General features: G+C 64.1%; 25 protein-coding genes. 14 read left to right on the top strand and 11 right to left on the bottom strand.

Annotated features, from left to right (window positions below; translation table 11 throughout):
* Positions 1 to 23: 23 nt before the first annotated feature.
* Positions 24 to 905: an HpcH/HpaI aldolase/citrate lyase family protein gene (locus tag NKH67_RS18215; protein WP_352470862.1), complete on the bottom strand. Its 882-nt coding sequence runs from the start codon at positions 903 to 905 to the stop codon at positions 24 to 26.
* Between the two features lie 278 nt (positions 906 to 1,183).
* Between NKH67_RS18215 and NKH67_RS18210 the strand changes: the two genes are divergently transcribed.
* The 4 genes from NKH67_RS18210 to NKH67_RS18195 are packed head-to-tail and all read left to right on the top strand — an operon-like array spanning position 1,184 to position 6,202.
* Positions 1,184 to 2,734 carry a DUF4153 domain-containing protein gene (locus tag NKH67_RS18210; RefSeq protein WP_352470861.1) on the top strand — a complete coding sequence of 517 codons (1,551 nt, stop codon included), beginning with the start codon at positions 1,184 to 1,186 and terminating at the stop codon, positions 2,732 to 2,734.
* Between the two features lie 4 nt (positions 2,735 to 2,738).
* Entirely contained in the window at positions 2,739 to 3,431 is a 693-nt protein-coding gene (locus tag NKH67_RS18205; RefSeq protein ID WP_352500815.1) for a response regulator transcription factor, read from the top strand.
* Positions 3,419 to 5,005 carry an ATP-binding protein gene (locus NKH67_RS18200; RefSeq protein WP_352470859.1) on the top strand — a complete coding sequence of 529 codons (1,587 nt, stop codon included), beginning with the start codon at positions 3,419 to 3,421 and terminating at the stop codon, positions 5,003 to 5,005. Before NKH67_RS18205 ends, NKH67_RS18200 begins: the two co-directional genes overlap by 13 nt.
* 30 nt (positions 5,006 to 5,035) lie before the next feature.
* Positions 5,036 to 6,202, top strand: coding sequence for an NAD(P)/FAD-dependent oxidoreductase (locus NKH67_RS18195; protein WP_352470858.1), 1,167 nt, complete (start codon positions 5,036 to 5,038; stop codon positions 6,200 to 6,202).
* A gap of 36 nt (positions 6,203 to 6,238) precedes the next feature.
* Here NKH67_RS18195 and NKH67_RS18190 read toward each other — a convergent pair whose 3' ends face one another.
* The 4 genes from NKH67_RS18190 to NKH67_RS18175 form a co-directional block, all read right to left on the bottom strand.
* Positions 6,239 to 6,727 (bottom strand): SRPBCC family protein, encoded by a 489-nt coding sequence (locus tag NKH67_RS18190; protein ID WP_352470857.1) that lies wholly within the window; start codon positions 6,725 to 6,727, stop codon positions 6,239 to 6,241.
* A gap of 38 nt (positions 6,728 to 6,765) precedes the next feature.
* A complete protein-coding gene (locus NKH67_RS18185) occupies positions 6,766 to 7,212 on the bottom strand; it encodes an SRPBCC family protein (RefSeq protein ID WP_352470856.1) in 447 nt (148 codons plus the stop codon).
* Positions 7,212 to 7,523 (bottom strand): ArsR/SmtB family transcription factor, encoded by a 312-nt coding sequence (locus NKH67_RS18180; protein WP_352450226.1) that lies wholly within the window; start codon positions 7,521 to 7,523, stop codon positions 7,212 to 7,214. Before NKH67_RS18180 ends, NKH67_RS18185 begins: the two co-directional genes overlap by 1 nt.
* 92 nt (positions 7,524 to 7,615) lie before the next feature.
* The gene (locus NKH67_RS18175; RefSeq protein WP_352450225.1) at positions 7,616 to 8,041 is read right to left on the bottom strand and encodes a GNAT family N-acetyltransferase; all 426 of its coding nucleotides are present in this window, start codon (positions 8,039 to 8,041) and stop codon (positions 7,616 to 7,618) included.
* A gap of 167 nt (positions 8,042 to 8,208) precedes the next feature.
* On the opposite strand from NKH67_RS18175, the gene leuD reads away from it, so the two are divergent.
* The 6 genes from leuD to NKH67_RS18145 all read left to right on the top strand — a co-directional run bounded on the left by leuD (position 8,209) and on the right by NKH67_RS18145 (position 12,488).
* Entirely contained in the window at positions 8,209 to 8,814 is a 606-nt protein-coding gene (gene leuD, locus NKH67_RS18170; RefSeq protein WP_292663076.1) for a 3-isopropylmalate dehydratase small subunit, read from the top strand.
* 54 nt (positions 8,815 to 8,868) lie between these two features.
* Positions 8,869 to 9,780, top strand: coding sequence for an Ivy family c-type lysozyme inhibitor (locus tag NKH67_RS18165; protein WP_352470854.1), 912 nt, complete (start codon positions 8,869 to 8,871; stop codon positions 9,778 to 9,780).
* Between the two features lie 318 nt (positions 9,781 to 10,098).
* A complete protein-coding gene (locus NKH67_RS18160) occupies positions 10,099 to 10,482 on the top strand; it encodes a RidA family protein (RefSeq protein WP_352470853.1) in 384 nt (127 codons plus the stop codon).
* 48 nt (positions 10,483 to 10,530) lie between these two features.
* Positions 10,531 to 10,884, top strand: a complete 354-nt coding sequence (locus NKH67_RS18155; RefSeq protein WP_352470852.1) for a VOC family protein — start codon at positions 10,531 to 10,533, stop codon at positions 10,882 to 10,884.
* Positions 10,885 to 11,020: 136 nt separating this feature from the next.
* Complete coding sequence (gene leuB / locus NKH67_RS18150; protein WP_352470851.1) at positions 11,021 to 12,124, top strand: 3-isopropylmalate dehydrogenase; 1,104 nt, start codon at positions 11,021 to 11,023, stop codon at positions 12,122 to 12,124.
* Positions 12,125 to 12,131: 7 nt separating this feature from the next.
* On the top strand, positions 12,132 to 12,488 hold the full coding sequence (locus NKH67_RS18145) for a hypothetical protein (RefSeq protein ID WP_352470850.1): 357 nt from the start codon (positions 12,132 to 12,134) through the stop codon (positions 12,486 to 12,488).
* A gap of 20 nt (positions 12,489 to 12,508) precedes the next feature.
* Here NKH67_RS18145 and NKH67_RS18140 read toward each other — a convergent pair whose 3' ends face one another.
* Positions 12,509 to 13,225 (bottom strand): DUF805 domain-containing protein, encoded by a 717-nt coding sequence (locus tag NKH67_RS18140; RefSeq protein ID WP_352470849.1) that lies wholly within the window; start codon positions 13,223 to 13,225, stop codon positions 12,509 to 12,511.
* A gap of 88 nt (positions 13,226 to 13,313) precedes the next feature.
* The gene (locus NKH67_RS18135) at positions 13,314 to 15,146 is read right to left on the bottom strand and encodes a DEAD/DEAH box helicase (protein WP_352470848.1); all 1,833 of its coding nucleotides are present in this window, start codon (positions 15,144 to 15,146) and stop codon (positions 13,314 to 13,316) included.
* 201 nt (positions 15,147 to 15,347) lie between these two features.
* On the opposite strand from NKH67_RS18135, the gene NKH67_RS18130 reads away from it, so the two are divergent.
* Both NKH67_RS18130 and NKH67_RS18125 read left to right on the top strand, forming a co-directional pair.
* The gene (locus NKH67_RS18130) at positions 15,348 to 15,497 is read left to right on the top strand and encodes a hypothetical protein (protein WP_352450216.1); all 150 of its coding nucleotides are present in this window, start codon (positions 15,348 to 15,350) and stop codon (positions 15,495 to 15,497) included.
* Positions 15,498 to 15,602: 105 nt separating this feature from the next.
* Positions 15,603 to 16,637, top strand: a complete 1,035-nt coding sequence (locus NKH67_RS18125) for an aspartate-semialdehyde dehydrogenase (protein ID WP_352470847.1) — start codon at positions 15,603 to 15,605, stop codon at positions 16,635 to 16,637.
* 396 nt (positions 16,638 to 17,033) lie between these two features.
* On the opposite strand, the gene NKH67_RS18120 is transcribed toward NKH67_RS18125, so the two are convergent.
* Positions 17,034 to 17,441 (bottom strand): ACT domain-containing protein, encoded by a 408-nt coding sequence (locus NKH67_RS18120; RefSeq protein WP_352470915.1) that lies wholly within the window; start codon positions 17,439 to 17,441, stop codon positions 17,034 to 17,036.
* A 255-nt stretch (positions 17,442 to 17,696) separates the two neighbouring features.
* Between NKH67_RS18120 and NKH67_RS18115 the strand changes: the two genes are divergently transcribed.
* Together NKH67_RS18115 and NKH67_RS18110 are read left to right on the top strand one after the other, a co-directional pair.
* Positions 17,697 to 18,107: a DoxX family protein gene (locus tag NKH67_RS18115; RefSeq protein ID WP_352470846.1), complete on the top strand. Its 411-nt coding sequence runs from the start codon at positions 17,697 to 17,699 to the stop codon at positions 18,105 to 18,107.
* Positions 18,108 to 18,297: 190 nt separating this feature from the next.
* Positions 18,298 to 18,561, top strand: a complete 264-nt coding sequence (locus tag NKH67_RS18110; protein ID WP_023680734.1) for a YMGG-like glycine zipper-containing protein — start codon at positions 18,298 to 18,300, stop codon at positions 18,559 to 18,561.
* 72 nt (positions 18,562 to 18,633) lie between these two features.
* Here the strand turns inward: NKH67_RS18110 and rpsP are convergent, their stop codons facing one another.
* Genes rpsP through ffh form a run of 3 tightly spaced genes read right to left on the bottom strand, consistent with a single transcriptional unit; the run spans position 18,634 to position 21,048 of the window.
* Positions 18,634 to 19,035 carry a 30S ribosomal protein S16 gene (gene rpsP / locus NKH67_RS18105; protein WP_352470845.1) on the bottom strand — a complete coding sequence of 134 codons (402 nt, stop codon included), beginning with the start codon at positions 19,033 to 19,035 and terminating at the stop codon, positions 18,634 to 18,636.
* Positions 19,036 to 19,085: 50 nt separating this feature from the next.
* Complete coding sequence (locus NKH67_RS18100) at positions 19,086 to 19,412, bottom strand: chorismate mutase (protein WP_254817890.1); 327 nt, start codon at positions 19,410 to 19,412, stop codon at positions 19,086 to 19,088.
* A 7-nt stretch (positions 19,413 to 19,419) separates the two neighbouring features.
* On the bottom strand, positions 19,420 to 21,048 hold the full coding sequence (ffh, locus tag NKH67_RS18095) for a signal recognition particle protein (protein WP_352470844.1): 1,629 nt from the start codon (positions 21,046 to 21,048) through the stop codon (positions 19,420 to 19,422).
* Positions 21,049 to 21,088 lie beyond the last annotated feature (40 nt).

The following is a 21,088-nucleotide window of genomic DNA, read 5'->3' as shown; positions in this document are numbered from 1 at the left end:
AATCCTGTCGTCAGTTGCGTTAGTCATGCGCGAACAGCGGCGGCCTTCGCCAGCAGTTTTTCGGCCTGCGCCAGATGCAGCCGCTCGACCATCTTGCCGTTCAGCGCAACTACCGCCCTACCGGTATTTTGGGCGAGCGCGAAGGCATCCTTGACCGCGCGCGCTTCGGCTATTGCTTCGGGCGACGGTGCAAAGGCGCGGTTCGCGGCTTCGATCTGAGCCGGATGGATCAGCGACTTGCCGTCAAAACCCATGGCGGCCGCTTCCGTGCACTCGCGCGCAAACCCGTCCATATCGCGAAAATCATTGAAGACACCATCGAGCAGGTCGAGGCCGCCGGCGCGCGCGGCGAGCACCATCTGCATCAGCCATGGAACGAGATAGCGCCGATCGGGCGTGGCGAGAATGCCGGTGTCCTTGACCAGGTCGTTCGTTCCGGCAACGAAACAAACCAGTCGAGAGGCCGGGTCGCGGCCGAGCTCAGCGATCGGCCCGATATTGAGCAGCGCCCTGGGCGTCTCGATCATCGCCCATAGCTTGACTTCGTCGGCGATAAAATTGTCGTCGAGCACGTCGCCGGCCTCGAGAATGTCGCGCGGCGTGTCGACCTTGGGCAGCAGGATGGCGTCGGGCGAGCATTTTGCCGCGGCCAGCAGGTCGGCGCCGCCCCACTCGCTCGACAGCGCATTGATGCGCACGACCATCTCGCAGCGCCGGTTGGAACGGCCGGCGAAAATCGCCGCCAGCTTTTCGCGCGCGGAAGGCTTGTCGGCCGGGGCGACGGCGTCCTCGAGATCGATGACGACGGTATCGCAGGCCAGCGATTGGATCTTGGCCAGCGCCTTGTCGTTCGAAGCCGGGACGTAAAGCACCGAGCGGCGCGGGCGGTAGCTTTCGGTGGTCATCTCCGATCTATGCCGTCTGCAGCGGGCCGAGGCAAGCCGTGCATAAAAACTGCACGCAACTTCGGAAAATCTCCTCGTCTCCGCCCCGCTTGCCACCCGACCGGATGCGACAAGGGCGGCATGCAAGAGCAAACGAACTCCCGTTGGTCCCTGCCGTACCGGCTTCGCCGCGAAAGCTGGTGGCTCGTCGATCCGCCCCGGACTTCGGTAAACCTCCTCCCTTTCGTCCGGAAATCCCCGCCCACCGGCCGCATCAAAGCCGCCGAGAAAGCCCGATCATGATAGTATTGCTCCCGGCGGCGCCGAGCTATTGCAACCGCTTCGGCGTTGCCGTCCTGCTCGTCGCGCTGGCCGATTTTTTCTTCTATGGCCAACCGGCGGGCATCACGCTTTTCCTGTTCGGCGTTGCGATTGCCGCGGCGAGCATGGCTCTCCATCCTCTCGGCTCCTTCAACGATGGCAAATTCTGGTTCAAGCCGGTTGCGCTGCTCATGGCGCTGCTGCCGCTTGTGGAAAATGTCAGCGCACTGTCCGTCTCGATCGCGCTGGCGGGGCTGGCCATCTTCGCGCTTTCACTGGCCGGACGGTTGCGGCGCGGCCTTGCCCGTATTGCCGGCCAACTCTCGCTGTTCCTGGTTGCAACGCCATTTCGGCTCGTTCTTGATTTCTTCCGCTGGCGCACGGCGGCGCGGCGGCTTGGCCGGCGGCGCGTGCGCCTTGCGGCGATCGCCGTCTGGGTCATGCCGCTGGGCCTCGGCGCAGTGTTCCTCGCGCTGTTCGGCGCCGCCAATCCCGTCATCGAATACTGGTTTTCGCTGATTGATCTCTTCGCCCTGCTCAACCTCATGCAGTTGCCGCGTCTTGCCTTCTGGCTATTCGCGCTCGCCGGCGTATGGGCCTTTCTGCGGCCGCGCCTGCCGCGGCTTCTCCGGCATATTCCCCGGTTGGGAACGCCTGCCAGCACACCGACGAGGCCAGCCATAAGTCCCACGATCGAAGACATCGTCTTCGGCAAGGCCGCTATCCTCCGCGCGCTCGTCGTCTTCAACATCCTGTTCGCGGTGCAGAGCGCACTCGACGCCACCTATCTGTGGGGCGGCATCGCGCTTCCCGACGGGCTGACCTATGCCGCCTACGCGCATCGCGGCGCCTATCCGCTGATCGTCACGGCGCTGCTGGCCGCCGGCTTCGTGCTGGCGGCGCTGCGGCCGGGAAGCGCGACCTCCGGCGACCCGCTCATCCGCCGGCTGGTTTATGCCTGGGTGGCGCAGAACATCCTCCTGGTGATCTCGTCGATCCTGCGGCTCGATCTCTATATCGGTATCTATGCGCTGACCTATTGGCGTGTCGCTGCGTTCGTCTGGATGGGGCTGGTGGCGGCGGGCCTTGTCCTGATCATGGCCCGCATCGCGCGCGAAAAGTCCAACGAATGGCTGCTTGCCGCCAATCTTCTGACGCTATCGGCGACGCTCTATGCTTGCTCGTTCATCAACTTTGCCGCGCTGATCGCCAACTACAATGTCGACCATTGCTTCGAAATGACCGGCCAAGGCACCCAGCTCGACGTCTGGTACTTGCGCTCGCTCGGGCCCGGCGCCTTGCCGGCGCTCGATCGCTTCGTCCAGCACCAGAGCAGGACGGTTTCCGCGGAGGATGCCTCCATCCGCGAACTCGCCGGCTGGTATGCACAGGACGAAGCACGCTTCCGCGCCGGCCAGGAGAACTGGCGGGGCTGGAGCTTTCGTGACTGGCGGCTCAACCGCGCCCTCGACAGGCGTGGCCCGTTCGTGGTTCCTCCGATGTCCGAACCCTTCATGCCGGGCCGCTGATTTGATGCCGCACCACATACTGGTCGCCGACGACGACCCGCACATTCGCGAAATCATCTGCTTCGCGCTGGAAAAGGCCGGCATGAAAACGCTGGCGGTGCAGGACGGCGCGGCTGCCTTGCAGGCGATAGAGCGCCATGCGCCCGATCTCGTCGTGCTCGACATCGGCATGCCGGAAATGGACGGGCTGGAAGTGTGCCGGCGGCTGCGCCACACATCCGACCTGCCGGTGCTGTTCCTGTCCGCGCGGGATGAAGAGATCGACCGCGTGCTCGGGCTGGAGATGGGCGGCGATGATTATGTCACCAAGCCGTTCAGCCCGCGCGAGCTGGTCGCCCGCGTCAACGTCATTCTGCGCCGCGCTCGGCCCACGCCGGAACCAGCCGACGACCGGCAATTCTCGCATGGCAGACTGTTGCTGGTTCCGGCAAGCCATACAGCCAGCTTCGACGGCAAGCCGCTGGCGCTGACGTCGATCGAATTCGCGATCCTGAAAGGCTTTTTGGCGCGGCCGGCGCATGTGCTTGGCCGCGACATGGTGATGGCCAACGCCTATGCGGCCAATATCCATGTCGCAGACCGCACCGTCGACAGCCACATCCGCAATATCCGCGCCAAGCTGGCGGCCGTCGGCTGCGTCGATGCGATCGAGACCGTGCACGGCGTCGGTTTTCGGCTGGGCGGATGCGGCGCGTGAGCGCCCAAGAACTGATTGGCAGCAAATGGCGGCCTCGCCTCGCCACGGTCGTCATCGCCATCCTGATCATGGTGATGGCACTGCCGCTGGCCGGCCTGTTTTTCTTCCGGCTCTACGAGAATCAGCTGATCCGGCAAACCGAGGCCGAGCTGATCGCCCAAGGCGCCGCCCTTGGCGCGATCTATGCGCAAGAGGTTCGCGAGGCCGGCATTGCCCCGGAAAAGCTAGGCGCACCCGTGCCTTCACCCAACACCAGCGATCGGGCCTCTCCCTACCAGCCGATCGAACCGGGCCTCGATCTTGCGTCCGACGGGATCCTGCCGACCCGGCCCGCGGCCACCGCGGCCAGCGCCGATCCCGCGTTCGCTTCAATCGGCGCACGCCTGTCGGGCATTCTTGCCGAGACGCAGAAGACCACGCTCGCCGGCTTCCGGCTGCTCGATCCCAGAGGCGTGGTCATCGCCGGCCGTGAGGAGGCCGGCCTGTCGCTCGCGGCTGTCGAAGAGGTTCGCGCAGCGCTTGCCGGCCGCTACGCCAGCGCGCTCAGGCTGCGGGTTCCCGACCAGCCGTCGCCGCCGCTCTATTCGGTCAGCCGCGGCACCAAGGTTCGCGTCTTCGTCGCCATGCCGGTTGCGGTCTCCGGCAAGGTCGCCGGCGTCGTCTATCTGTCGCGGACGCCGAACAACATCGTCAAGCATCTCTATGGCGAGCGCGGCAAGGTGGCGCTGGCGGCAATCGCCATCCTCGGCGGCGCGCTGCTGATCGGGCTGGTCTTCCTGCGCGCCGTCAGCCGTCCGATCTATGCGCTGATGGAACGCACGAAACGCATCGCCGCCGGCGACCGCGCGGCGATCAGGCCGCTCGATCACCACGGCACGCGCGAAATGGGTGAACTCTCTGCTGCTTTCCTCGACATGGCCGAAAAGCTGCACGCACGCTCCGACGGCATCCAGACCTTTGCCACCCACGTCTCGCACGAGCTCAAATCGCCGCTGACGGCGATCCAGGGGGCCGCCGAACTGCTGCGCGATTCGGGCAGCGCGATGGACGAGGCCGAGCGGCGGCGCTTTTCGGCCAATATCGTCACCGATGCCGGCCGGCTCAATCTGCTGGTGCGCCGCCTGCTCGACCTGGCGCGCGCCGAAAATCTCGAACCGAGCGGCGAAAACACGTCGCTCACGGCTGCACTGGCGCTGCTGCCGGCCGACGACAGGCTGGCGGTGCGCGTCGAGGCGGGCACCGAGATCGGGCTGCGCATATCGGCCGAAAACGCTGCGATCGTGCTGGCCAATCTCATCGACAATTCGGCGCGGCACGGCGCGACGCTGGTATCGGTCACAGCCGCAAAAGCGGACGGCAAGGCCACCATCGTGGTCGCTGACGACGGCGCCGGCATTTCGCCCAGCAACCGAGGCCGCATCTTCGAGCCGTTCTTCACCACGCGCCGCGATTCCGGCGGCACCGGCATGGGCCTCGGCATCGTGCTGGCCCTCCTGAAAGCGCATGATGGCACGATCCGGCTGGTTGACTCGGCGAGCGGCACGCGCTTCGAGATCATCCTGCCGGCGGCGTGACTCGGCGATTCAGACCGGAAGGGCGAAAAGGTGCATTACGACATCGTCATCATCGGCGGAGCCATCGTCGGCTCGTCGGTTGCCTATTACCTGCGCAAGGAAGGGTTTTCGGGCTCGATCGCGCTTGTCGAGCGCGACCCGCAATTTTCCCGCGCCGCGACCACGCTGTCCTGCGCCTCAATCCGCCAGCAGTTCTCGATCCCGGAAAACATCCGGCTGTCGCAATTCACGCTGAAACTGTTCCGGCGGCTCAGGGAAGAGTTTGGCGCGGACGCCGATATCGGCTTTCGCGAAGGCGGCTACCTCATCCTTGCCGGCGAGAACGGGCTGCCGATCCTGCGGGCCAACCACGAGGCGCAGATGGCCGAGGGCGCCGACATCGTGCTCGAGGATGCCGAGGCGCTCGTCCGCCGCTTTCCGTGGCTGTCGGTCGAGGGCATTTCCGCCGGCGCCTATGGCCGCAGCGGCGAAGGCTGGTTCGACGCGCATGCGATGCTGATGCTGTTCCGCAAGGCACTGCGAAGCAAGAACATTGATTTCATCACAGCGTCGGTGACCGGTATCGAGCGGCAGGGGAAGCGCGTCGCCGGTGTGACCCTCGACAATGGCGAGCGGCTCGAGGCCGGCACCGTCGTTAACGCCGCCGGGCCGAATGCCGGCAAGGTGGCAGCAATGGCCGGGCTGGCGCTGCCGGTGGAGCCGCGCAAGCGCAATGTCTTCGTCTTCGAGGCGCGCGAAAAATATGACGACATGCCGCTGCTGGTCGACCCGAGCGGCATCTATGTCCGGCCGGAGGGCTCGGTCTACATCACCGGGGGCGCCGAGGCGGAAGAGGGCGAAGGACCGGCCGATCCCGCCGACTTCGACCCCGACTGGCCGCTGTTCGAAGAGGTGATCTGGCCGGTGCTGGCGACCCGCATTCCAGCCTTCGAGGCGATCAAGCCGACGCGCGCCTGGGTCGGCCATTACGACTACAACACGCTCGACCAGAACGCGGTGATCGGCCCGCACCCGGAGGTCGGCAATTTCCTCTTCGCCAACGGGTTTTCCGGTCACGGCTTGCAGCAGGCTCCGGCGGTCGGCAAGGCGCTGGCCGAACTGATAGTGCATGGCGGCTATCGCACGGTGGATTGCTCGGCGTTCGGGTACAGCCGGGTCGCCGACGGGCGGCCGTTTCGGGAATTGAATGTAATTTAACGCTGGCGCGAAGGGATGCTACCGTTGCTTGGTGGATTAAGCCGCCGCCAAGCCGCCCGTACCAAGATACGCCTGAAGCCAGCCCAGCACCCGGGCCCAGCCTTCGGCATGCTTCGTTGCGGCAGCAGCGATGCCGGCGAAGCCGCCATGGCAGATGGTGACGCGTGTGCCGCCGGCGATCGGCTCCAGCAGCCAGGCGACTTTGGTTTCGCGGCGGCCAAGCGTCGGATGGTCCCAGTCGTATCTCCGCGTCTGCACGATCCGGCGCGGCTCTTCGATCTCCAGGAATTCGCCGCTGGCGGGCAGGTGTCTGCCGGCCGCCGTCTCGACGGTGACGCTCCAGCGGCCGCCGACGCGGAGGTCGGCCGCCCATCCGGTCATCCTGCAGGTCCTGGCGGACCCCCACCAGCGCTCGACGTCGCGTGTAACGAGGGCGTCAAATATCCGCTCGGGCGGCGCGCGAACATCGGCGCTCGCCATAACGGTCTCGCCATTGGTCATGCTGTGCACCGCGGAACTGTACATCGCCCTGCCTCCAGAAACGTTTCGCTATCGAAACGACCTCAAGCCTTCGACGCCGGGCGCGACAGGCCTTTGCCGGTTTCGAGCAGGCTCTTCAGGCTGGACAGGATGAGCGGCCAGCCGTTCGCCACATGGCCAAGCAGCTTGTGCGGTCCATCGGCTTCATGTGTGATGGCGAGCTTCATCATCTCGCCCTCCTGCTCGATGGCGAAGGTGCAGCGTGTGTAGCCGTCCGCCTTGACCTCGGGCATGAACTCGTTGCGCCATTTGAGCACGATGCGCTTGGGTGGATCGATCTCGAGGACCTCGCCGCTGTCGGTGACGCGGCCGTCGGTGTAAACCATCTTCCACGCCGAACCTTGTTTCCAGTCGCTTAGCATCTGAGCGCCGAGGAAATATTGCCGCTGGAACTCCGGCTCGGTCAGTGCTTGCCAGAGTTTTTCGGGCGAAGTGCGGATGTAGGTGACATAAACGAAAATGTTGCTCATCAGTCTTCCCTTTCGAGGCGTTTCTTCAAATCGCCGAGGGCGCCCAGTCGCCCCCGCTCGAATTTGCCGATCCAGCGTTCGGCGATCTCGTTGATGGGAACGGGATTCAGATAATGTTGCTTCTCGCGTCCCTTGCGGATGGTGGCGACGAGGTTCGCTTCTTCCAGGATCGCCAGATGCTTGGTCACCGCCTGGCGCGTCATGTCCATCTCACCGCACAGCGCGTTCAGCGTCTGCCCGTTCCTGGCATGAAGGCTGTCCAGCAATCGCCGGCGTGTCGGGTCGGCCAAGGCGCGAAAGACGGCATCCATGCTCATGACTCTAATATGCAACCATTTGGTTGCATGTCAAGAGGCAGAACCGTAGCCAAGAATGCGCGGGTTGAGGTCGCTGGGAGTGGATTTCAGCGCTTGCGGCCGAACCAGAATGCGTTGGGCATGCGCTCCATGCCGATACGCTCATAGAAGCCGACGGCGTCGGGTATGGAGATCAGGCTGATGGCAACGGAAGGTCCGAGTTGCCGGCGTGCCTCATCCATCAGACCCTTGCCGATACCCAGCCCTTGCGCCGATGCAGAAACAGCGAGCTCGGAGATATAGCAGACCCAGGAAAAGTCGGTGATGCCGCGAGCGACACCAACCAGCGGCTTGCCCGGTGCATCGATGCGCGCGGTGAGCACCAGGTCGGCACTCGTGAGCATCGCCTTCAAACGGGCATGATCATCGACGGGCCGTGTCTCGCCGAGGCCGGATTCCACCAGAACGCGGCGGAACTCGGCGATGCCGAGGCCCGGTTCGCTGGCGTAAAGGATCGTGGATCGCGTTGTCATGTCGACAAAAGTGCACCATGGGCCGGTGGTTTTGAAGCTGTTTTGTACCGATTTTGTGTTTCGATCGACGACGGAAGTCCAAAAACAGCCGTCTTTTATTTGCCCGCGGCATTGTGTAAACCGAGCGCCAGCAATTCCCCGCAACGAGAAGAAGACGGGCAAGAACCATGGAAAAATTCACCAAGCTCACCGGTGTCGCCGCGCCGATGCCGATCGTCAATGTCGACACCGACATGATCATCCCCAAGGATTATCTCAAGACGATCAAGCGCACGGGGCTCGGCACCGGCCTGTTCGCCGAAATGCGCTACAAGGACGACGGCTCGGAAAACCCGGACTTCGTGCTCAACAAGCCGGCCTACCGCAAGGCGCAGATCCTGGTCGCCGGCGACAATTTCGGGTGCGGCTCGAGCCGGGAACATGCGCCGTGGGCGCTGCTCGATTTCGGCATCCGCTGCGTCATCTCGACCTCGTTCGCCGACATTTTCTACAACAACTGCTTCAAGAACGGCATCCTGCCGATCACCGTCAGCCCGGAAGACCTGGAGAAGCTGATGGACGATGCCTCGCGCGGTTCCAACGCGACGCTGTCGGTTGATCTCGAAGCCAAGGAAATCCGCGGGCCGGACGGCGGCGTGGTCAAGTTCGACCTCGACGAATTCAAGCGCCACTGCCTCTTGAACGGCCTCGACGATATCGGCCTGACCATGGAGAAGGCCGGCGCCATCGCTTCGTTCGAGAAGAAGAACGCCGAGCTGCGGCCCTGGGCATAGGCTCTAAAGCCGCCGACGGTCGGCCTCTACGCCAAGTGTCCGGGGAGGGATTTGATGACACGCTTGCTTGTTGCCGCTGCCTGCGGACTGCCGCTGATGCTGCTGCCCCCGGCGAGCGTCTATGCCCAGACGCAGACGCCCGCCACGGAAGCGCCAGCGGCAGATCAAGGCGCCAGCGACACAGCCGCCGCCGACGATGACAAGCAGGCGCCGATCCCGTTCGAGGGCGGCCAATTGACTATCACCCAGGAGGAAGAGTACGGGGAACGGGTGCTCGCCTTCGACGGCAAGGAACTGGCGCGCAATTACGACGTCTTCTTCGACAAGATCGTCGAGGTCGGCGGCGTCAAGGTGGCGCTGGTCGATGTCGGCGACGGCGGCAATCAATGCGGCCCGGCCAAGGTGATCGTGTGGAAGCCGGAAGGCGGCACGATCCAGACGACCACGGTCGAGCAGGATGAATGCGGCGCGCCGCCGGCCGCGATCTCCGACAGCGCCGTCTATTTCGTACCCTATCTGCTGCCGGGCGATTCCAAGCCGGCGCTGCAATGGTCGCCGACGGCCGGACTGACGACTTCCGGCAATCTGACCTACATGCCGGAGCCGGGCACCGACTGGAAGGACGTTGATCCGTCGAAATACGACAACATCATCGACGCCTTCCACAATGAAGCGGTCTACAAACTAGCCGAGACACTGCTTGGCAAGGACATGCCCGACATGGCGACCAGCCTGCTGGTCGGCGGCGGCACGGAAAAAACCGCGTCGGGCGCCTTTTTTGCCAGCGGCTGCGTGCCGCATGATTGCGGCGGCAATGACGGCTTCATGGCGGTCGACCCGGTCAACCAGAAGCTCTATTTCGCGCGCCGCGGCGACAAGCCCGAGCCGGACGCGTGGCCAGCGGTGAGTACATGGCCGGCCGACGTCAAGGAAGCGCTGGACAAGGCGCTGGGGTCGGCGAATTAGGTTTTTTGCGCGGCGCGGCGACTACCCTGCTTTCGTCATCCTCGGGCTTGACCCGAGGATCCGTGCCGTAACATCGGCCGAAGTGTGCAGCGAAACAGAATTCTGAACCGTTGTGTCGCTCGGATGTCACGGCATGGATCCTGGGGTCTGCGCCGCGTCGCTTCGCTCCTTGCTTCGCCCCAGGATGACGACTGGAGAGATGTTCTGGCCAATCTCCAAGGTCTGCGCTTCCACGTCGTAACAACAATCGGTTGCCTCTGGCCCATGGCCGGGTGGACCCTATACCTTCAGGATGGCCGCAACCACTGCGAGGAAGCCATGCGAAAACTGATCTCCACCGGTTCGCCCTTCGAGAAGACCGCCGGCTATTCGCGCGCCGTGGTGCAGGGCGACTGGTGTTTCGTGTCCGGAACGACCGGCTACGATTATGCGACCATGTCGATGCCGGAGACCGTAGAGGCACAAACGCGCAATTGCTTGGCGACGATCGCCAAGGCGCTCGGGGACGGCGGCTTCGAGATGGCCGATGTGGTGCGGGCACATTACTATATTACCGATGCGGCTTTCGTGGATGTGGTGTTCCCGATCCTCGGCGAGGCCTTTGGCGAGATCAGGCCGGCGGCAACGATGATCGTGTGTCAGCTCAACAAGCCGGAGATGAAGATCGAGATCGAGGTGACGGCGCTGCGGCGCACAGCCTGATGCCTGTCACGGTTGCGAAAACGACACGGTTAGCACGAGGATCGGCCCATGGCGAAGGTCAGGCGCATCGTTGCAAACATAGACACGCAGGATATCGCGGCGGCAAAACCCTTCTATCAGGATGTGCTCGGCCTCGATCTCAAGATGGATATGGGCTGGATCGCTACCTACGGCTCGCAAGAGACGATGTCCGTGCAGGTCAGTTTCATGGCCGAAGGGGGATCAGGAACGCCGGTGCCGGACATCTCTATCGAAGTCGACGACGTCGATGCCGCGCTTGAAAGCATGAGGACGGCCGGCTTTGCCATCGAATACGGTCCGGCGGACGAACCCTGGGGCGTGCGTCGCTTCTTCGTACGCGACCCGTTCGGCAGGCTGGTCAATATCCTTTCGCATCTCTAGGCATTTTGTCTTGAGCATCGGATTTTCCCAAAACCGGTTTCCACTTTTGGGTCCGATGCTCTGAACCGCAGGCTTGCGCGCCGGCCGCTTGGCGTTTAGCAAGGCCGCGGCTCACGACACAATCAGGACGGTTCTCATGGCTTCGAAAAATCTTCTCCTGCTTGCCGGCGACGGTATCGGCCCCGAGGCGATGGCCGAGGTGAAGAAATTGATCGCCGGCATGAACGACAGCCTCGGCAGCGATTTCGCCACCGACGAGGGCCTTGTCGGCGGTTGCGCTTACGACGCACATGGCGCGGCAATTTCCGATGCCGACATGGCCAAGGCAATGGCGGCTGACGCGGTGCTGTTCGGCGCCGTCGGCGGGCCGAAATGGGATGCCGTGCCTTACGAGGTGCGCCCGGAGGCGGGTCTGCTGCGGCTGCGCAAGGACATGGAGCTGTTTGCCAATCTCAGGCCGGCAATCTGCTATCCGGCGCTGGCGGCGTCCTCCTCGCTGAAGCAGGAGGTGGTCGAGGGGCTCGATATCCTGATCGTGCGCGAGCTCACCGGCGGCGTCTATTTCGGCGAGCCTAAGCAGATCATCGACCTCGGCAACGGCCAGAAGCGCGGCATCGACACCCAAATATACGATACGTTCGAGATCGAGCGCATTTCGGGCGTTGCCTTCGAATTGGCACGCACGCGCAAGAACCACGTCACCTCGATGGAAAAGCGCAATGTGATGAAGTCGGGCGTGCTGTGGAACGAGGTCGTCACCCAGACGCACAAGGCCAGGTATGCCGACGTCAAGCTCGATCACATGTTGGCCGATGCCGGCGGCATGCAGCTGGTGCGCTGGCCGAAGCAGTTCGACGTCATCGTCACCGACAATCTGTTCGGCGACATGCTGTCCGACATCGCCGCCATGCTGACCGGCTCGATCGGCATGCTGCCGTCGGCCTCGCTCGGCGCGCCGGATGCGAAGACGAAAAAGCGCAAGGCGCTCTACGAGCCGGTGCACGGCTCGGCGCCCGACATCGCCGGCAAGGGTATCGCCAATCCGATCGCCATGATCGCCTCCTTCGCCATGTGCATGCGCTATTCCTTCGGCATGGTTGAAGAGGCCGACCGGCTGGAAGGCGCGATCGCCGCCGTGCTCGATCAGGGCTTGCGCACCAGGGATATTCATTCGCCGGGGATGACCGAGGTCGGCACGACCGAGATGGGCGACGCGATCATCGCCAAGTTTCTGGGGTGACAGGTGTATGGGTGAGGTGCAGCGCGCCATTGAAAGGGATCTTCTCGGCGAGCACCAACGCCAGGCTGAGTTTCGCGGCGATCAACACCTCGCGCCATTGCTGCAGTTCATCTGCGACCGATATCAGGTCGAAAAGAGCGATCTCTACCTGCTAGAAGTCATTCCCGATCAATACGAGTTGTGTCTCTTGATCTGGCTTTGGCCGGATAGGGTGGTCGACTGCGAAATCGCCTATGAAGGGTCTACATTCGAGGTTGTCGGGACGGAAACGATCCAGACCCACAAGAAGACCCTTCGTGGTCATTTCGCGAAGGACTTCAAGATCATCGAACGCATCGCCTTGAGCGAACACAAGCAGCTTTAGCAGAACCAGCTCAGGTGAGGTTATGCGGTCTTGATCCCCTCCGGCACCGGACCCCACTGGTTTTCGCGCGGCTGCGTCGGGATCAGCGCAAAGACCAGGATGATCAGGCTGCCGAAGGTCGGGACCAGGAAAAGCAGAAAGAGCCAGCCGGTCAGGCCGGTATCGTGCAGGCGACGCACGTTGAGCCCGAACCACGGCAGGGCTGTCGCCAGCAGGAAGAGACCGGAAAGGCCGACCGTCACTGCCGGCAATTCACTGTTGTCGAGATTGCCCATGGCGTCGTCGATAAAGACGCCGAGTCCTATGACCACGATCAGCGCGATCGTCCAGAACAGACAATAGCCCCAATACTCCTTGCGGCGGGCACGGCCGGCGAAGTTGAAGTAATTCTCGGTCAGACCCCACCAGAAGTAGCTCCACAGGCCAGCCGATTCGGCCGGACTTTGTTCAGCGGAACGGCCGAAATGTTGCGGCTGACGTGCCGCGGGCGCATTGCCGGCCTGAGTTGGGGCGGCGGTTGCAGTGGAGGCGTCGGCGGGCGCACTGGCAGGTTGGGCGCGGATCGAAAAAACATCGCGTGCCCGTCCGCCAGCCGGCTGGAATTCGACGGTCGTACCTCCGGCAACCGATGCTTCGCGGCGCAAATCTTCGCGCGCCAAAGTGTAGCGGTTGCCGTCGGCTCCGGTGATGAAGCCGAAACCCTGGTCTTCGTCGTAATGAAGAACTTCGCCGCGCATGTCCTGCCCACCCCCATTTCCCCGCCCCAGACTGTGCAAAGTTCCGGCAGACCGCAAGGGGCGTGCGGAAATGGAGAGTGCTGGCTATTTACCCCGGCCGTTTCTTCGATTTCTTGTGTTTCGCAGGTCCGCCTTCGAACTTCGCCTTGGCCGGTTTCCCGGCCCAGGGCTTCGCCTCGAATGCCGGGCGCTGGTCGGCCGGTGCGCGCTTCTCGAATTTGGGCGTGTTCTGATCGAAGGTGCGCTTGCCGCGGTGCGGCTTCTTGTCGGGTCGTGGTTCCTGGTAGCCGGCCCGCGACAAATCCGGCGTGCCATCCAGCCGCTTGACCGCAATGTTGCCCTGCAGCTTGCGGTCGGGGCCGATCGCAGCGAGGAAACGCTCGGCCCAGTCCGCCGCGATCTGCACGAAGGTTTCCTCCGGCTGCATCTTGATGGCGCCGATCTCGCGCTTGGAAATGCCGCCTGTCCGGCACAGCATCGGGATCAGCCAGCGTGGCTCGGCATTCTGCCGGCGTCCGACCGACAGCGAGAACCAGACGCTGTCGCCGAAATCGTCGCGGCGGCTCGGTGCCTCATCCCGGCGCGCAAATTTTTCGGCCGACGGCGTGAACGGTGCCACGTCGAGAAGATCCTCCGGCGCCGAGTGGCTGGAGCGGCACATTCGCACGAAGGCGGCGGCAACCTGTTCGGGCCCGTGCTGATCGAGAAGCACCTCGACGAAGCCGCGCTCCTCATCCTTCATAGGCTCGCTGAAGACCGGATCAGCGAGAATGCGCTCATCGTCGCGCCGTATCACGTCGTCGGCCGACGGCGGGCTCGCCCAGGTTGCCGCAAGGCCGGCACTTTGCAGCAGCCGCTCGGTGCGCCGGCGGGCATTGTTGGGCACGATCAGCGCGCTGACGCCCTTGCGTCCCGCACGACCCGTGCGTCCGCTTCGGTGCAGGAGCGTCTCCGGGTTGGTCGGCAGGTCGGCATGGATCACCAGCTCGAGATTGGGCAAGTCGATGCCGCGTGCCGCGACGTCGGTGGCGATGCAGACCTTGGCGCGGCCGTCGCGCATCGCCTGCAGCGCGTGGCTGCGCTCGTTCTGGCTAAGCTCGCCGGACAGCGCCACGACGGAAAAGTTGCGATTGTTGAAGCGCGCCGTCAGATGGTTGACGGCGGCGCGGGTGTTGCAGAACACCAATGCATTCTTGGCCTCGTAGTAGCGAAGCACGTTGATGATGGCGTTTTCGCGGTCCGCCTGGGCGACGCTCAGCGCCCGGTATTCGATGTCGAGATGCTGCTTTTCCTCGCCGGAGGCCGAGATGCGCACAGCATCGCGCTGGTAGCCCTTGGCCAGCGTGGCGATGGAGCGCGGCACGGTCGCGGAAAACATCAGCGTGCGGCGATCGGCGGGTGCGGCATCGAGGATGAATTCCAGATCCTCGCGAAAGCCGAGATCGAGCATCTCGTCGGCCTCGTCGAGCACCACTGCCTTGAGCGCCGACATGTCGAGCGAATTGCGGGTGATGTGATCGCGCAGGCGGCCGGGCGTGCCCACGACGATATGGGCGCCGCGCTCCAGCACGCGCCGTTCGGTGCGCATGTCCATGCCGCCGACGCAGGACGCCACCGTGGCGCCGGTCAGTTCGTAGAGCCATTCCAGCTCGCGCGTTACTTGCAGGGCCAACTCCCGCGTCGGCGCCACGGCCAGCGCCAGGGGTGCCGCCGCGTGGGAAAAGCGCTCCGCGCCATCGAGAAGGGTCGGCGCCAAAGCCAGACCGAAGGCGACGGTCTTGCCGGAGCCGGTCTGGGCCGAAACCAGCGCATCGGCCTGGCCAAGCTCGAGAACGGCGTTCTGCACCGGCGTCAGCTCGACATAGCCGCGTTTTTCCAGCGCCTTTGCCAGCGCGGGAACAATAGCTTCGAAGTTGGACATCTTGCTCTTTCGAAATTCGGATTCTGAATACCCGGCGACGGGTCAAATGTCGGCATGCGCCACAGACGGGCGCCACGAGCCAGACGATGCTCGTTCGTACTTGGTGCCGCCGTCATTGTACAGGGCGGGCGGGTCGGCCTGCTTGCGATTGACTCTAGACGTAAACCGCGTAAAAGCCGGCACCGAACGGGATAGTTTTCGATGCGCGGCCTTTTGATGGCGCTTTCTGCCTTCGACATCCCCGGCCCCAATGCGAACCATTGGGCCGGGCGCGTCGCTGCGTCTCCTCGTTCCAGCAAAATCACGTTCTTGCTCAAAAAAACCGGCAAAACGACCACCAAAACGGTCTGATTCCCTTGGCCTAACCACCCCTCCCGGGTCCGGCCCGGGGGTTGAAACCCGCATCGGCCGGCGGGTTTTCTCCAGAAACCGAGCGGAGAGGGACAGGAGATTTCGATGAGTTTCAAGGTTGCGATCGTCGGCGCCACGGGCAATGTGGGCCGGGAAATGCTCAACATACTGGAGGAACGCGGCTTTCCGGTGAGCGAGGTGGTGGCGCTGGCCTCGCGGCGCAGCCAGGGCACGGAAGTGTCGTTCGGCGACCGCACGCTGAAGGTCAGGGCGCTCGACCAATATGATTTTTCCGACACCGACATCTGCATCATGTCGGCCGGCGGCAACGTCTCCAAGGAATGGTCGCCGAAGATCGGCAAGCAGGGCTGCGTCGTCATCGACAATTCGTCGGCCTTCCGCTACGACCAGGACGTGCCGCTGATCGTTCCGGAAGTGAACCCGGATGCGATCTCGCTGTTCACGCGCAAGAACATCATTGCCAACCCGAACTGCTCGACGGCGCAGCTGGTCGTGGCGCTGAAGCCGCTGCATGACGCGGCCACCATCAAGCGCGTCGTCGTCGCCACCTACCAGTCGGTCTCCGGCGCCGGCAAGGAAGGCATGGACGAATTGTTCACGCAGACGCGCGCGGTGTTCGTCGCCGACCAGGTCGACATCAAGAAGTTCACCAAGCGTATCGCCTTCAACGTCATCCCGCATATCGACGTCTTCCTCGACGACGGCTTCACCAAGGAAGAGTGGAAGATGGTGGCCGAGACCAAGAAGATGCTCGACCCGAAGATCAAGCTGACGGCGACCTGCGTGCGCGTGCCGGTGTTCATCGGCCATTCGGAAGCGGTCAACATCGAGTTCGAGAAGCCGATCACCGCCGATGAGGCGCGCGAGATCCTGCGCGAGGCGCCGGGCTGCCAGGTCATCGACAAGCGCGAGGACGGCGGCTACATCACGCCGCTGGAATCGGCCGGCGAGGACGCCACCTTCATCTCGCGTATCCGCGAGGACTCGACCATCGACAACGGCCTGTCGATGTGGATCGTCTCCGACAATCTGCGCAAGGGCGCGGCACTCAATGCGGTGCAGATCGCCGAACTGCTGGTCGAGCGCGGGCTGATCCAGCCGAAGAAGAAGGCGGCATAGTTCGCTCACGGCCGTATCGCCGCTAGCGCGGCTGGCCTCCGCGGGGGCGCCGGACGACCGGCGGCCTGCGGTCGCAGGCTCGGCCTTCGGCCGCGATTTTTGCTCAGCTTGCTTTTTCTCTCACGGCCGTATCGCTGCTGTCGCGGCTGGCCTCCGCGGGGGCGCCGGACGACCGGCGGCCTGCGGTCGCAGGCTCGGCCTTCGGCGGTTGTTTCGCTCAAGGCCGTATCGCCGCTACGCGGCTGGCCTCCGCGGGGGCGCCGGAAGGCCGGCGGCCCGCAGTCGCGGGCTCGGCCTTCGGCCGTTTGCGCCCTTCTCGCCGTTCACGGGGAGAAGGTTCCGGCAGGCGTATGAGGGGCAGCGCAGGCGTCTCAAATAGGCAGCAAGGCGCCGGTGTCACAGCCGGTTCTCCTCCGCTAGGTCCAACAGCAACTCCAGCGCCTCCTCCGCCCGGTCGGCGGGCACGAACAGGTGATCGTGGTAGAAGGCCGAGACCGGATTGACGCCGATGCCGGCGGTGGCCAGCCGCGCGGTGATGGCGGCGAGGAAGCCGACCGCTTCCAGCGACGAATGGATGTTCAGCGTCAGCATCCGGCAGCGGAACACGGTTTTCAGTCCAGCGGCCTTGGCATGGTCTTCAAGCACGATCAGCGTCGTGCCCTCGCGCTCGCGAAATAGCATCACCGGGTGGAGCCTGTCGGGAACGGGCGCATGGGGTGGCAACGTGGTGAAGACATGAACGCCGGCAAGCAATTCCGGCGTCATTGCCGCCAGCAACTGTTTCAGGTCGGTCTCTCCGGCCATCGGTTGCTTTCGCTGTGCGATCAGGCTGCTGCTGCCGTCGCGCGCTCGGAAGACACCTCTACGGATTTTCAATAACGCCCTCCACCTCACCCCGCAAGGTGGACTTGGCCAGGTTCGTTGCTGACTGAACGTACACACCCAAGGTTCGCCCCTGGAGTGAAAAGAATTGGAGGCATGTCGGATCGCCGTCATGGGCCGCGTCCTTGGTTCGAGCTGGCGGAGAGCCAGTGCTCACAACGACCGGAGGGAACATCAATGACCATGTCTCAGGCAGCACCCGTCTCATCGCGTGCCTTGTGGGCCGGCCGCGTGCTCAGCGCCGTAGTCGTGCTGTTCATGATCTTCGACGGCGTCATCAAGCTACCGCCGCTCGAAATCGTCACCCAGACCATGGTGCAGCTCGGCTGGCCGGCCGATGCCAATGTCTCGCGTATGCTCGGCACCATTGGATTGGTCTCGACAGCGCTTTACGCGCTGCCACGCACCTCGGTGCTCGGCGCCATCCTGCTCACCGCTTATCTCGGCGGCGCCGTCGCCACGCATGTGCGTATCGGCAGCCCTTTGTTCTCGCACATACTGTTCGGCGTCTATCTCGGCGCCGTCCTCTGGGGTGGCCTGTATCTGCGCGATCCAAGGGTGCGCGCGTTATTCCCGTTCAGCCAGTAGCGCGACATCGAAAGCCGCTCGATGGTGGCCAGGCCGCCAGAGCGGGCGCGGTCTGCCGCCGCCTTTCTACTCTTTGGATCAAATTGAGCGCCGCCGGGCGGCAGCCGATCTTCTTCTTTGGATCAAATCGCCTGGTTGCGAGTTAGGGGGTGCAGCGGCGAGGACGGCACCCTGTTGGAGAGGAACGACAATGAAAAAGGTGATGATCTTGATGGCCCTGCTGGTGCCGCTCGGTGCCTGCTCCCGTACTGAGCAAGGCGCGGCAGTTGGTGGCCTGGGCGGTGCGGCGGTCGGCGCTGCTGTGGCCGGCAACCCGACCAAGGGCGCGGTGATCGGCGGTGCGGCCGGCGCTTTGGCCGGTGCGCTGATCGGCCGTGCCAGCGAAAGCGGCCAATGCCGTTATCGCGATCGTAACGGTCGTGTCTACGTTGCGAGTTGCCCGGAAGGCTATTGATCGGGCCGCATCATATGGATGTAATAGCAAAACGGCGGGCAGGGCCCGCCGTTTCGTGGTTGTGGAGATGATTTATTCGGCACTGGCGGCTTCCGCCTCGGCCGGCGCGGCTGCAGCGGCGACAACGGCCGCGGCGGCATCTTCCTGCGCCTTCTTCAGCAAGGCTGCGCGCTCCTGCGCCTTCTTGCCGGGCTCGGCCTTCTTCGGGTTGGAGCGGGCTTCGCGCTTGGCGATGCCGGCTTCATCGAGGAAGCGCAGCACGCGGTCGGTCGGCTGGGCGCCATGCGACAGCCAATGCTTGACGCGCTCGGCGTCGACCTTGACGCGTTCGCCGTCCTTGGGCAGCAGCGGATTCCACGAGCCGAGCGACTCGATGAAACGGCCGTCGCGCGGCGAACGCGCGTCGGCGACGACGACATGGTAATAGGGACGCTTCTTCGAGCCCGCACGGGCCAATCGGATTTTCAGTGGCATTTCTTTTCTCCTAAAAGCTCTGATCTGGTTGATCGGTTGGTGGCTGGTCCTCAGCCGGTTTTCGTCACGCCGTTGGATGCGGCGATCTGCTCGTGATGGCGGATCACTTCGCGGACGACGAAGTTCAGGAATTTCTCCGCGAAATCCGGGTCGAGATGGGCGTCCTTCGCCAGTTGGCGAAGACGGGCGATCTGCTCCTGCTCGCGCGCCGGGTCGGCAGGCGGCAGGCCATGTTCCGCCTTCAGCACGCCGACTGCCTTGGTGCAGCGGAAGCGCTCGGCCAGCATGTGGATCAGCGCCGCGTCGATATTGTCAATAGAGGCGCGATAATTGGCCAGCGCCGCACGCGCGTCCGCCATGTCCTTCTCTTCGTTCATGGCGCCCTCACTTCTTCTTGCCGAGGCCATTCTTGCCAAGCATTGGCAGCCCGCCACCGCCCGGCAGGCCGGGAAGTTTCATGCCGCCGGGCAGCCCAGGCAGGCCACCGCCACCGGGAAGACCACCGGGCAGGCCCTTCATGCCGCCGAGCCCGGCGGCCTGCGCCTGCTTCTGCAAGGCTTCGAGCTGCTTGGGGTCCATCTTGGAGAGGTCCGGCATGCCGCCGCCCATCATGCCGCCTCCGGGACCGCCTGGGCCGCCAGGCATCATGCCGCCGAGCCCCATCTTGGAAGCGAGGCCGCCCATCATGCCGCGCATCAGGCCGCCGCCTTTGCCCTTGCCGCCCATCGCCTTCATCATGTCGGCCATGCCGCGATGCATCTTTAACAGTTTGTTGATTTCGGCCGCGTCGGTACCCGAGCCGGCGGCGATGCGCTTCTTGCGCGAGTGCTTCAGAATATCGGGGTTGGCGCGCTCGGTCTTGGTCATCGACGAGATGATGGCGAGCTGGCGGCCGAACATCTTGTCGTCGAGACCGGCGGCGGCCATCTGGTCCTTCATCTTGCCCATGCCGGGCATCATGCCCATGATGCCGCCCATGCCACCCATTTTCGACATTTGCTGAAGCTGGCCGGCGAGGTCGTTCAGGTCGAACTTGCCCGACTGCATCTTCCTGGCCATCGCCGCCGCCTGCTCGGCGTCGATGTTCTCGGCCGCCTTTTCGACGAGGCTGACGATGTCGCCCATGCCGAGGATGCGGTCGGCGATGCGCTTGGGGTGGAATTCCTCCAGCGCGTCCATTTTTTCGCCGGTGCCGATCAGCTTGATCGGCTTGCCGGTGACGGCGCGCATCGAGAGCGCCGCACCACCGCGGCCGTCGCCGTCCATGCGGGTCAGCACGAGGCCGGTGATGCCGACGCGCTCGTCGAAGCTTTTTGCCAGATTGACGGCGTCCTGGCCGGTCAGCGAATCGGCGACCAGCAGGATCTCGTGCGGCGACGACATCTTCTTGATGTCGGCCATCTCGACCATCAACGGCTCGTCGATATGGGTGCGGCCGGCGGTATCGAGGATGACGACGTCATGGCCGCCGAGCTTGGCCGCCTGCACGGCGCGGCGGGCGATATCGACCGGCGTCTGGCCGGCGACGATCGGCAATGTGGCGACCTTGACCTGCTCGCCGAGCTGGCGGAGCTGCTCTTGCGCGGCGGGACGCCGCGTGTCGAGCGAGGCCATCAAAACCTTCTTGTTTTGACGGTCGGTGAGGCGCCTGGCGATCTTGGCCGAGGTCGTCGTCTTGCCCGAACCCTGCAAGCCGATCATCATGATGACGACCGGAGCCGGTGCATTGAGGTCGATGGCGACGCCCTCGGCGCCGAGCATCTCGACCAGTTCGTCATGGACGATCTTGACGACCATCTGGCCGGGCTTGATCGACTTGACCACGGCGGCGCCGACGGCCTTCTCGCGCACCTTGTCGGTGAAGGAACGCACAACTTCCAGCGCCACGTCGGCCTCGAGCAACGCACGGCGCACCTCGCGCAACGCCGCCGAGACATCGGCCTCCGACAAGGCGCCGCGGCCGGTGAGGCCGTTCAGGATCGAACCAAGGCGCTCTTGCAGGGACTCAAACATTGGTCAACCCGCCGCGCGACAGCGCCTTGGATTCATTTTG

This window comes from Mesorhizobium sp. M0968 (assembly GCF_040319065.1).
Classification (GTDB): Bacteria; Pseudomonadota; Alphaproteobacteria; order Rhizobiales; family Rhizobiaceae; genus Mesorhizobium.
Note: the sequence above shows the minus strand (reverse complement) of the source record. Positions and strands in the feature narration are given on the sequence as shown.

What these genes read in the sequence shown, in the direction of transcription:
- NKH67_RS18180 (WP_352450226.1), bottom strand. Translation starts at nt 7,523, where the DNA reads ATGGATGCCGTCTTTCGCGCCTTGGCCGACCCGACACGCCGGCGATTG.
- NKH67_RS18205 (WP_352500815.1), top strand. Translation starts at nt 2,739, where the DNA reads ATGCCGCACCACATACTGGTCGCCGACGACGACCCGCACATTCGCGAA.
- leuD (WP_292663076.1), top strand. Translation starts at nt 8,209, where the DNA reads ATGGAAAAATTCACCAAGCTCACCGGTGTCGCCGCGCCGATGCCGATC.
- NKH67_RS18190 (WP_352470857.1), bottom strand. Translation starts at nt 6,727, where the DNA reads ATGTACAGTTCCGCGGTGCACAGCATGACCAATGGCGAGACCGTTATG.
- NKH67_RS18185 (WP_352470856.1), bottom strand. Translation starts at nt 7,212, where the DNA reads ATGAGCAACATTTTCGTTTATGTCACCTACATCCGCACTTCGCCCGAA.
- NKH67_RS18130 (WP_352450216.1), top strand. Translation starts at nt 15,348, where the DNA reads ATGCGCGGCCTTTTGATGGCGCTTTCTGCCTTCGACATCCCCGGCCCC.
- NKH67_RS18160 (WP_352470853.1), top strand. Translation starts at nt 10,099, where the DNA reads ATGCGAAAACTGATCTCCACCGGTTCGCCCTTCGAGAAGACCGCCGGC.
- ffh (WP_352470844.1), bottom strand. Translation starts at nt 21,048, where the DNA reads ATGTTTGAGTCCCTGCAAGAGCGCCTTGGTTCGATCCTGAACGGCCTC.
- NKH67_RS18145 (WP_352470850.1), top strand. Translation starts at nt 12,132, where the DNA reads ATGGGTGAGGTGCAGCGCGCCATTGAAAGGGATCTTCTCGGCGAGCAC.
- NKH67_RS18140 (WP_352470849.1), bottom strand. Translation starts at nt 13,225, where the DNA reads ATGCGCGGCGAAGTTCTTCATTACGACGAAGACCAGGGTTTCGGCTTC.
- NKH67_RS18200 (WP_352470859.1), top strand. Translation starts at nt 3,419, where the DNA reads ATGCGGCGCGTGAGCGCCCAAGAACTGATTGGCAGCAAATGGCGGCCT.
- NKH67_RS18120 (WP_352470915.1), bottom strand. Translation starts at nt 17,441, where the DNA reads ATGGCCGGAGAGACCGACCTGAAACAGTTGCTGGCGGCAATGACGCCG.
- NKH67_RS18135 (WP_352470848.1), bottom strand. Translation starts at nt 15,146, where the DNA reads ATGTCCAACTTCGAAGCTATTGTTCCCGCGCTGGCAAAGGCGCTGGAA.
- NKH67_RS18115 (WP_352470846.1), top strand. Translation starts at nt 17,697, where the DNA reads ATGACCATGTCTCAGGCAGCACCCGTCTCATCGCGTGCCTTGTGGGCC.
- NKH67_RS18110 (WP_023680734.1), top strand. Translation starts at nt 18,298, where the DNA reads ATGAAAAAGGTGATGATCTTGATGGCCCTGCTGGTGCCGCTCGGTGCC.
- NKH67_RS18165 (WP_352470854.1), top strand. Translation starts at nt 8,869, where the DNA reads ATGACACGCTTGCTTGTTGCCGCTGCCTGCGGACTGCCGCTGATGCTG.
- NKH67_RS18100 (WP_254817890.1), bottom strand. Translation starts at nt 19,412, where the DNA reads ATGAACGAAGAGAAGGACATGGCGGACGCGCGTGCGGCGCTGGCCAAT.
- NKH67_RS18125 (WP_352470847.1), top strand. Translation starts at nt 15,603, where the DNA reads ATGAGTTTCAAGGTTGCGATCGTCGGCGCCACGGGCAATGTGGGCCGG.
- leuB (WP_352470851.1), top strand. Translation starts at nt 11,021, where the DNA reads ATGGCTTCGAAAAATCTTCTCCTGCTTGCCGGCGACGGTATCGGCCCC.
- rpsP (WP_352470845.1), bottom strand. Translation starts at nt 19,035, where the DNA reads ATGCCACTGAAAATCCGATTGGCCCGTGCGGGCTCGAAGAAGCGTCCC.
- NKH67_RS18175 (WP_352450225.1), bottom strand. Translation starts at nt 8,041, where the DNA reads ATGACAACGCGATCCACGATCCTTTACGCCAGCGAACCGGGCCTCGGC.
- NKH67_RS18155 (WP_352470852.1), top strand. Translation starts at nt 10,531, where the DNA reads ATGGCGAAGGTCAGGCGCATCGTTGCAAACATAGACACGCAGGATATC.
- NKH67_RS18215 (WP_352470862.1), bottom strand. Translation starts at nt 905, where the DNA reads ATGACCACCGAAAGCTACCGCCCGCGCCGCTCGGTGCTTTACGTCCCG.
- NKH67_RS18210 (WP_352470861.1), top strand. Translation starts at nt 1,184, where the DNA reads ATGATAGTATTGCTCCCGGCGGCGCCGAGCTATTGCAACCGCTTCGGC.